Raw genomic sequence first — 9,772 nt, 5'->3', positions numbered from 1 at the left:
GGGCGGGGCGTGGTGGGGCGGCCGGTGCGCGGTGGGGCGGGGCGTGCGTGGCGGGGCAGGCGGGGCGTGCGTGATGAGGCGGGCGTGGTGGGGCGGCGTGCGTGGTGAAGCGGGCGGGGTGGGGCGGCCGGTCGGGGCCGTTCCGCTCATTCCCCGGCGGGCTCGGCGGGCTCGGGCGGCCCGGGAATCCCGGCGGGCTCGGCGGCCCTGGTGGCCTCAGCAGTCGCGGTTGCCGTCGCCGTTGGACCCGTCGCTCCCGTCGTTGCCGTTGCTCCCGTCGCTGCGGCCGTTCCCTCCGCTCCCGTCGCCGCCGTCGCCTTGAGTGCGAGCCACAGCTCCATGCGGACGTCCGGGTCGTCCAGCGAGCGGCCCAGGATCTCCTCCACGCGGCGCATCCGGTAGCGCAGGGTGTGCCGGTGCACGCCCAGGTCGGCGGCGGCGGCGTCCCACTGGCCGTGGCGGGAGAGCCAGGCTCGCAGGGAGGCCACGAGGTCGCCGCGGCCCTTGGCGTCGTGCTCGTGGAGCGCGCGGAGCATGCCGTCGGCGAAGGCCCGTACCGCGTCGTCGGCGAGCAGGGGGAGCACCGAACCGGCCGCCAGCTCCTCGTGCTCGACCAGCGCCCTGCCCCGGCGGCGGGCGACGGACAGGGCCTGCTCGGCCTGCTTGTACGCGGCGGAGACGGCGACCGGGCCGGCGGGGGCGGAGAGGCCGACCACGACCTCGCTGTCCTCGGCGCCTCCTTCGCGCGGCGCACGTTCGTCCTGGGCCTCGGCGTAGGACGCGCAGGCGGCGACGGCGGCCCCGCCGTCCGCGGCGAGCACGACCACGCGCTCACCCTCGGGAACCAGGAGCAGCGCCTCGCCGGAGCGGGCGGCGGCGGCCTCCATCGTCTCGGTGAGCAGGTCGGGTCCGGCCGGCGCGGGGGCCTCGGCGATGAGCAGCCGGAAGGGCGCGTCCAGCAGGCCGCCGTAGAGGTCTCCGGCGACCGCCCGCGCGTGGTCGGGCTGCCCGGCGAGCAGCATCCGCAGGACCGCGGCGCCCAGGCGCTGTTCGGCGCCCTGGAGGGAGCGGGAGCGGGCGGTGGTGAGGGTGAGCAGGGCGACGGCGGAGTGCACGGCGTACCGCTCGGCGGTACCCAGGGCCGCTCCCGTACCGACGGCCAGCGCGCCGCGGGCCCGGCGGCCGGTGCCGAGCGACTGGAGCTCGACCCGGTCCTCACTGCCGCCGACGACGACGCTGGCGGGGGCGGGCCGGTCGCGCAGTCGCTGGACGTCCGGGGTGAGCCGGGCGGCGCGGCGGGCGGCCCAGTCGGGGGCGGCGGCCAGCACCGCGCCGGAGGTGTCGTACAGGGCCGCCCAGCCGTTGATATGGGCGGCGAGCCGGGCGAGCAGGTCGGCGGGGCCGTCCCCGGCGAGCGCGGCCTTGGTCAACTCGCGCTGGGCCTCGAACCCCGCGGTGACCGCGCGGTACTGGTCGGCGGCGATGGCGGCGGAGACGGCCTTGCTGATGGCGAGGAACGGGGTGCGGCGGGGGACTTCGAGGAGCGGAAGGCCCGCTTCCTCGGCGGCGTCGACGAGAGCGGCCGGGATGTCGTCGTAGTTGACCCCGACGGCGAACCCGAGCCCCGCGACCCCGGCCCCGGCGAGCCGCCGCACGTACCGCCGCATGGACTCGGCGTTCTCGGCGTCGAGGTTGGTGGCGGTGACGAGGAGCAGTTCGCCGCCGTCCATGTACGGCACGGGGTCGGCGAGCTCGCTGGCGTGGGCCCAGCGCACGGCGGTGTCGAGCCGGTCCGCGCCTGCCCGCACGGTGAGCTTGAGCGCCGAGTGCTGGACGAGCGAGGCGAGCGTGGGGGGCATGAGCCGGGAACCCTCGGGGTCGGGGACAAGTTCGGCGGACCGCCATCGCTGGCGGAGGCCGTCGATTTCGCCGTCCCGTATGAACGGCTGCCTCCGATTCTGCCAGGGCGGCAGGGTGCCGGTTAACCGCTCTCAGGGGGGCGAGTCGCCTACTGGCCGGTAGAAGAAGTCAGGCGTCCAGCTGCACGAGGAGCGGCGGCGCATGCTCGCCTTCGACGGTGGCCAGCCGGATGACCGCGTGCCCGGCCGGGACGGAGTAAGCCAGCTCGGAGGCCGACCACCGCTCCCGCTCCACCTGCCGTACGGTCACCGCGTCCGTGGTCACGGCCTTGCCGGTGACGAGCTTGCGCAGGGCGTGCAGGGCGCGGGTGAAGGGCTGGTCGGCGAAGACGGTGTGCTGGGCGACCTCGCGGGTCTCGACCCACTCCTTGCCCCAGGCCTCGGCGAAGCGCTTGCCGTCCCAGGTGGTGATGCCGGAGAAGGCCGCCGTGCAGCCGACCGCGCCGAGCAGCGGGGTGTGCAGGGCCTCAGGCACGTCGTCCACGGTACGCAGGGCGAGTACGGCGCCCGCGTTGACCGAGCGGAGGCGGCGGATGCCCCGGACGGTCTCGGCGGTCACCGCGTGAGTGGCGTCGTCCAGGACGAGGCAGGCGAAGAGCGCGGTGTCGGTGCGTGCCGCGGTGATCGCGGTGAACTGGGCGAGGAGGAGTCGGGTGAGCAGTCGGGACGCCTCCGCGTGGCCGCGCTCCGGCAGGTCGATGCGGACCCGGAGCGGGTGCTGACCGAGAGAGCGCAGGGCGAAGGGGCGGGCGTCCGGTCCGGTGGCGAAGAATCCGGCGAACGCGGGACGGTCGAGCAGGGCGACCCGGTCGGCGAGGACCGGCGCGGGGTCGCCGGGGCCGCCCGCCTGCCGGGCCCGGGCGTCCAGCTCGCGGAGCATCGCGTGGTGCCCGGCGGCTTCCAGGGCGGCGCGGAGCCCGGCGATCGCGGCCGGGGTGCCGTCGAGGAGCTCACGCAGCTCGGGCACGGAGGGGAAGTGGTCGTGGGCGGCCCGGTAGGGACCGAGGAGCTGGGCGAGGACAGTGGCGGAGCGGCGGCTGTCGAGGCTGCCGACATCACCGACGAGCCCCTCCGCCAGGACGGCTGCGGCCTCGTCGGGGTCAGTGGTCCCCCCGTACAGGTCGACGTCATGGGCGGAGGCAGGGTTGCCGACGCGTACGACGACGTCGAAGGCCTCGTCCGGGCCCAGCGGCGCGCCCGCCGCGCCGACGGCGAGGACCGCGGCCTGTCCGGCGAGCGCGCGCAGCGCGAGGGCTTCGACGACCGGCCGGATCAGACGCGCGGACTTCCCCGCCCCCGGCGGGCCCACGGCGAGCAGTGAGGTGCCCAGCAGCGTGGGGTCCAGGGCCAGGCCCGTACCCCGGCGGACGTAGGGGTTGTGCTGGTCCTGGGCGCACCGGCCGATCCTGACCTGTCCGGTGAGAACGTCGTGGCGGGCGGTGCGGCGGGGCAGGTCACGGTGGCCCGAAGGGTGCAGGGCAGCGGCTCCCCCGGTACGCAGGACGGCCTCGGCGAAGGGGGCGAGCCGGTCGGGCCGCCGGGTGGCGAGCGTCCACGCGTGGCGGAGCCGGGCCACGTCCACGTCGTTCATGCGGCCGGTGCGAACCTCGGCGGTCAGGGTGTCCGCCGCGTCGGTCCAGCCCGCTGCGCGCAGCTCGGGCCACCGGTCGGGGGAGGCGGCCGTGGGGGGGGCGGGCGGGCTGCCGGGGTCGGGGGCGGGGCTGACCCGGCGGGCGGCGATCAGTTCACGCCAGCGGCCGAGCCGGGCGAAGGGCCAGAGTACGGCGGCGGCGATGAGTCCGTAGATCACGTTGACGACGGTCTGGCTCTGGTAGATCTCGCCGCCCGCGACGGAGGCGACCAGGACGAGGACCGGGCGGACGACCGGCAGGGTCTCCTTCCAGACGAGGAGCTGCGTGAACCCTGCGGCGACAGCGGCGGCGACGGCGAGGAAGGGCTGCCCCCGGCCCGCGACATGGCGGCGGAAGAGCTCGGAGAAGTTGCCGATGCGGCCGCAGCCGTAGGCCAGCAGCCCGAACAGGATCGCCTCGTACACCGTGAGGGCGTCACTGCCCTCGATGGTGCGGGGGCCGCCGGACGTTCCCGGGTTCCACCATTCCCCTGGGGTGAAGAGCTTCAGCGGGACGAGGCGGTAGGGGAGGTAGCCGTTGCGCCACAGCGACCACAGCAGCAGTGCGGAGAGCAGCGAGATCAGGGCGCCGACCAGCAGCGACCGGTCGGATACGCCCTCGGCCTCCTCGGGCGGGGGCGGGGTGTATCCGAACCGCCAGACGCCGGGCCCCTGGGGCGGGCGGGGGGTGCGCAGCCAGGCGTCGACCGGGGCCTCGGGGGACGGCTGCTCGACCGGGGCTGCGGTGGGGGGCGGAGTCGGCGCTCGTCCGGTCGGCGGGGCCGGAGCACCGAGGCCGGATAGGGAGGGCGCGGGCGCTGTGGCGGGGGGCGGGGCCGTGGGCGGTGGCGGGACGGCCGGTCCGGGGACCCTGTCCGCGCTCGTGCCCCGTACGCCCCGCGTGTCGTCGTCCATGAACCACTGCCCCCTTGACCTGCCGGTCCGTCCGCTGCCCCGGTCAATCTAGTGCGCGCACACGGTGAGTTCAGCAACGCGCCCGGATAGTGACCGTCGGGGATCACCCCGGGGCCCTGCCGCACCGGCCCGGCAGAGGCCCCTCCGCCACCTGTTCGCCACCTGTCCGCCAAGGACAACGACACACCCCCACCACTCCCGATCGGAGCATGCCCGCACCGCTCCCCCGCCCCTAGCCTGCAGAAAGAAGAGCGTCCGAAACACCCCCAGGAGCCCCTCATGACCGCAATCCCGCAGGAGCGCCGCGTCGTCACTGCCATCCCCGGCCCGAAGTCGGCCGAGCTTCAGGCTCGCCGTACCGCGGCCGTCGCCGCAGGTGTGGGCTCCACCCTGCCGGTGTTCACCGCCCGTGCGGGCGGCGGGATCATCGAGGACGTGGACGGCAACCGGCTGATCGACTTCGGGTCCGGGATCGCCGTGACCTCCGTGGGCGCCTCCGCCGAGGCCGTCGTGCGCCGCGCCTCCGCGCAGCTCGCGGACTTCACCCACACCTGTTTCATGGTCACGCCGTACGAGGGGTACGTCGAGGTCTGCGAGCAGCTGGCCGAGCTGACGCCGGGCGACCACGCGAAGAAGTCGGCGCTGTTCAACTCGGGCGCCGAGGCCGTCGAGAACGCGGTGAAGATCGCCCGCGCCTACACCAAGCGCACCGCCGTCGTCGTCTTCGACCACGGCTACCACGGCCGGACCAACCTCACGATGGCGCTGACGGCGAAGAACATGCCGTACAAGCAGGGCTTCGGCCCGTTCGCGCCCGAGGTCTACCGTGTCCCGGTCGCCTACGGCTACCGCTGGCCGACCGGCGCCGAGAACGCCGGTGCCGAGGCGTCGGCCCAGGCGATCGACGAGATCACCAAGCAGATCGGGGCGGAGAACGTCGCCGCGATCATCATCGAGCCGGTGCTCGGCGAGGGCGGCTTCATCGAGCCGGCCAAGGGCTTCCTCCCGGCGATCGCGCAGTTCGCCAAGGACAACGGCATCGTCTTCGTCGCGGACGAGATCCAGTCCGGCTTCTGCCGTACCGGCCAGTGGTTCGCCTGCGAGGACGAGGGCATCGTCCCGGACCTGATCACCACCGCCAAGGGCATCGCGGGCGGTCTGCCGCTGTCCGCCGTGACCGGCCGCGCCGAGATCATGGACGCCGCGCACGCCGGCGGCCTGGGCGGTACGTACGGCGGCAACCCGGTCGCCTGCGCCGGTGCGCTCGGGGCCATCGAGACCATGCGCGAGCTGGACCTCAACGCGAAGGCCAAGCGGATCGAGGAGGTCATGAAGGGCCGCCTCGCCGAGATGCGGGCCAAGCTGCCCAACGGCGACATCATCGGCGACATCCGCGGCCGCGGCGCCATGATCGCGATCGAGCTGGTGAAGTCAGGCACGAAGGACCCGAACCCGGAGGCGGCGGGCGCGCTCGCGAAGGCCTGCCACGCCGAGGGGCTGCTCGTCCTCACCTGCGGCACCTACGGCAACGTCCTGCGCTTCCTGCCGCCGCTGGTGATCGGCGAGGACCTGCTGAACGAGGGCCTCGACCTCATCGAGCAGGCGTTCGGCACCCTCTGAATCCATCGAAGATTCCATCGAACCGGGATGCGGGCGGCGGGCCGTTTCGACGCGTCCCTCCCGCATCCGGGTGAGGGCCTGTGAAGAACGTGTGCGGGGGCGATGACGGGTCGCGGCGGCGGCTTTCGGCCGCGCCTCCCCTGCCGTACGGTTTGTGCAGATGAGAGAAACACATCGCCCGCGGGAGACCATGGGCGGTTCCGGGCCGGGGCTTCCCCAGCACCGTCCCGGGCGTGCCTCCGCGCACGCCACCGGAGCCTCCGGCTCCGGGACTCCTCACCGGTCGGACGGCCGCCCGCCCCACACCCCCCGGGGCGCGCGGCGAACCGATCCCGCCGGCCATCCCGGAACAACCCCCCCTGTTCCCGGGTGGCCGGCACCTCTCGTTTCCGGTGTCCTCTGCTCCCTCGCGGTGCTCTTCGCCCTGATCACCTGGCAGGTCGCGGCCGAGGGCCCCCTCTTCCGGCTGGACGAGCGGCTCGGCGGCGAGCTGTTCGGGCGCGGCCCGGCCCGGCTGACCCAGCTCTTCTCCGACCTGGGCGGTATGCCGGTCGCGCTTCCCGTGCTCGTCTGCGCGATCGCGTACGCACTGTGGCGCGGCGCACGGCGGCTGCCCGTGTACGCGGCCCTCACCATGGCGGCGGTACCCGCGCTGGTGATTCCGCTGAAGCTGGCCACCGCCCGGCAGGGCCCCCTGACCGAGGCGGTCAACTACTACCCGTCCGGGCATACGGCGACGGCGGCCGTGGCGTACGGGGCCTCGGCCCTGCTGCTCCTGGCGCTGCCCCGCCCGTCGTGGCTGCGGGCCTGGCTCCCGCCCGTCGCCGCGGTGCTGCTGACCGCGGCGACGGGCTTCGGTCTGGTGCTGCACGGTTACCACTGGCCGTTGGATGTGCTGGCCAGTTGGTGCCTGGGGCCGCTGCTGCTCGCGCCCCTGTGGTGGGTCGCTCGGCGGCGGTGAAAAGCGCCGTGAGCCACTCGGTGAGCTCCGGGCTGTCGTGGCTGATCGTCGCGAAGTGGATGCCCAGCGGTCCGTCGCCGGGCACTGCTCCGGGCACTGCTCCGGGCACCGCCTCCGGCCTCGCGCCCACTCCAGGAGAGCCCGGAGGGCGGCATGGATGATGCCCGTCGCCGCAGTCCTCTTCACCCCGGCGACGGGCATCGGTTCGGTGGGGGACGGCCTCAGGTCCGCTCCCGGATGGGTCAGTCGCCGAAGTAGGAGTCGAAGTTCCGGGAGAACTCCTCGTTGTTGAAGCGGTCCCAGTTGATGGACCAGGTCATGAGGCCGCGCAGGTCGGACCAGGTGCCGTGGGTCTGGTAGGAGCCGCAGTCGGTCTTCTTGATCAGGCAGTTGAGCGCCTTGTTGACCTCGGCCGGTGCGGTGTGGCCGTTGCCCGCGTGGGTGGAGGCCGGAAGGCCGATGGCGACCTGGTCGGGGCGCAGGCCCGGGAAGACCTTGCTCTGGTCTCCCGCCACCGGGAAGCCCGCGAGCAGCATGTCGGTCATCGCGATGTGGAAGTCCGCCCCGCCCATCGTGTGGTACTGATCGTCGATTCCCATGATCGGGCCGGAGTTGTAGTCCTGGACGTGGAGCAGGGTCAGGTCGTCGCGCAGGGCGTGGATGACCGGCAGGTAGGCGCCGGCGCGCGGGTCCTGGCCGCCCCAGGGCCCGGAGCCGTAGAACTGGTAGCCCAGCTGTACGAAGAAGGTCTCGGGGGCCATCGTGAGGACGAAGTCGGAGCCGTACTTCGCCTTGAGGGTCTTGACGGCGGAGATCAGGTTGACGATCACCGGTGAGGTGGGGCTGCGGAAGTCGGTGTCGCCCGTGTTCAGCGAGAGGGAGTGGCCCTCGAAGTCGATGTCCAGGCCGTCCAGGCCGTAGGTGTCGATGATCTTCGAGACCGAGGTGACGAAGGCGTCGCGGGCGGCGGTGGAGGCGAGCTGCACCTGGCCGTTCTGGCCGCCGATGGAGATCAGCACCTTCTTGCCCGCGGCCTGCTTGGCCTTGATGGCGGCCTTGAACTCCGCCTCGGACTCGACGTTCGGGCACTCCGCGACCGGGCAGAGCGCGAAGCGGATGTCGCCGGAGGTGACGCTGGTGGGCTCGCCGAAGGCGAGGTTGATGACGTCCCAGGAGTCGGGCACGTCCGCCATCCGCGTGTAGCCGGAGCCGTTGGCGAAGCTGGAGTGCAGATAGCCGACGAGCGCGCGGGCCGGGAGCTCGGCCCCGCCGCCTCCGCTCTCCGCGGTGGTCGCGCTGACCGCCGCCGACTTCGCGGACTCACCGGCCTCGTTGGTGGCCGCGACCTGGAAGCTGTACGCGGTGGAGGCTGCCAGGCCCGTCACGGTGGCGGAGGTCGCGGTGACCGAGTCGACCTTCGTACCGCCCCGGTAGACGTTGTAGCCGCTCGCGCCGGAGACGGCGTTCCAGGAGAGGGAGACCGAGGAGGCCGTGGTCGCCGTCGGCTTCAGGCCCCCGGGCACGGCGGGGATCTGGACGGGGTCGCCGCCGGGGCCGATGAGGGTGAGGTCGTCGGCGTAGTAGGCCGGGGTGCCGTACCAGCCGTGGGTGTAGACGGTCACGGATGTGGTGGCGGGGCCGGTGGTGAAGCCGGTGGTGAGCCGCTCCCACCTCCCGGGGGACTGCGTCCAGGTGGTGACGTCGGTCGTGCCGGTGCCGGATGCGCCGAGGTGGACGTACCCGCCCTGCACCCAGGCGCTCAGCGTGTACGTGGAGTCGGGCTTGACCGTGATCTTCTGCGAGCACTTCGCGTGGTCACCGCCGACCGGGGTCGCCTTGAGCGCCGCGGTGCCGCTGTGCGTGGGGGTGGCGACGACCGAGCCGCTGGAGGCCGAACAGCTCCAGCCGTCGAGTCCCGCTTCGAAGCCGCCGTTGCGCACCAGGTCCGCATCGGCCGCGCCTGCCGCCGGGGCCGATGCGACCAGGGCACCGGCAGCGAGCAGAGCGGCCGAGCCGACGGCCAGAAGCCGGGAAAGTCTGACGGTTGGTCCGGTGCGTTCCACAACAGCCTCCGCGCAGGGGGGAATTCGGGGAGCGGCGTGCGCACAACATGGTCCAGACCAATGGGGTTGTCAAGACCTCTGGCGGCCTTTCTCAGCCCTCCGGGCGGCGTTTCCCGCGGGCGTCCCGGGCGGCGGCGCCCGCCGCCTCGTGCATCGCCAGCTCCAGCAGCCCGGCGTCGGTGAGGGTGCCCGAGCCGTCCGGCGGGATCAGCCAGCGCACACCCCCGGCGGCCCGCCCCGGGTAGGGGACGACGATCCAGGTGCCCTGACCGCAGCCCCTGATCCCGGTGCCGATCCAGCGGGAGACGGTGCCCGGCGGCACGAAGAAGCCCAGCCTGGCCTCACCGAAGTCGGCGAGGACGGGGCCCGGGCGGTCGATGAGACGGGTGAGGATGTCGAGCGTCGGGCAGCCCAGCCCGCCGGGGAGGATCAGAACGTCCCAGCGCCGGCCGGCGGGAAGGAGCACGACCCCCTGCGGGTTGCGCGCCCATTCCCACCGGCAGGCGCCGGGGTCCGGCGCCACCGATGTGAGCCACTCGACCGCGGCTTTCGTCTCCGGTCCCGTCATGACCTGCCTCCCGTTGACGTGAGCACCGGCGGGGTTCCGCCGGTGCGTTCACGTGCGAGAGAGGGTTGGGCGCCGACTATGACGCGGGTTGGACCA

Annotated in this window: 5 protein-coding genes and 1 pseudogene; 2 read left to right on the top strand and 4 right to left on the bottom strand. The window is 73.6% G+C overall.

All coding sequences use genetic code 11. From position 1 onward, the window contains the following. Nucleotides 1–302: 302 nt before the first annotated feature. Nucleotides 303–1,859: pseudogene (locus tag CIB93_RS10685) on the bottom strand (PucR family transcriptional regulator); the annotation flags it as partial. Nucleotides 1,860–2,028: 169 nt separating this feature from the next. Continuing rightward, nucleotides 2,029–4,464 (bottom strand): ATP/GTP-binding protein, encoded by a 2,436-nt coding sequence (locus tag CIB93_RS10680; RefSeq protein ID WP_096626454.1) that lies wholly within the window; start codon nt 4,462–4,464, stop codon nt 2,029–2,031. Between the two features lie 279 nt (nt 4,465–4,743). On the opposite strand from CIB93_RS10680, the gene gabT reads away from it, so the two are divergent. Both gabT and CIB93_RS10670 read left to right on the top strand, forming a co-directional pair. Then, nucleotides 4,744–6,084: a 4-aminobutyrate--2-oxoglutarate transaminase gene (gene gabT, locus CIB93_RS10675; RefSeq protein WP_096626452.1), complete on the top strand. Its 1,341-nt coding sequence runs from the start codon at nt 4,744–4,746 to the stop codon at nt 6,082–6,084. Between the two features lie 424 nt (nt 6,085–6,508). Continuing rightward, on the top strand, nt 6,509–7,045 hold the full coding sequence (locus CIB93_RS10670; protein WP_373558730.1) for a phosphatase PAP2 family protein: 537 nt from the start codon (nt 6,509–6,511) through the stop codon (nt 7,043–7,045). Between the two features lie 242 nt (nt 7,046–7,287). Here CIB93_RS10670 and CIB93_RS10665 read toward each other — a convergent pair whose 3' ends face one another. Then, on the bottom strand, nt 7,288–9,108 hold the full coding sequence (locus tag CIB93_RS10665) for a chitinase (protein WP_096626448.1): 1,821 nt from the start codon (nt 9,106–9,108) through the stop codon (nt 7,288–7,290). A 91-nt stretch (nt 9,109–9,199) separates the two neighbouring features. Continuing rightward, nucleotides 9,200–9,676 carry a hypothetical protein gene (locus tag CIB93_RS10660; protein ID WP_096626446.1) on the bottom strand — a complete coding sequence of 159 codons (477 nt, stop codon included), beginning with the start codon at nt 9,674–9,676 and terminating at the stop codon, nt 9,200–9,202. Nucleotides 9,677–9,772 lie beyond the last annotated feature (96 nt).

It is taken from the genome of Streptomyces sp. WZ.A104 (assembly GCF_002382885.1).
Lineage (GTDB): Bacteria > Actinomycetota > Actinomycetes > Streptomycetales > Streptomycetaceae > Streptomyces.
The sequence above is the reverse complement of the archived record's forward strand: the minus strand, read 5'-3'. Positions and strand labels throughout refer to the sequence as shown.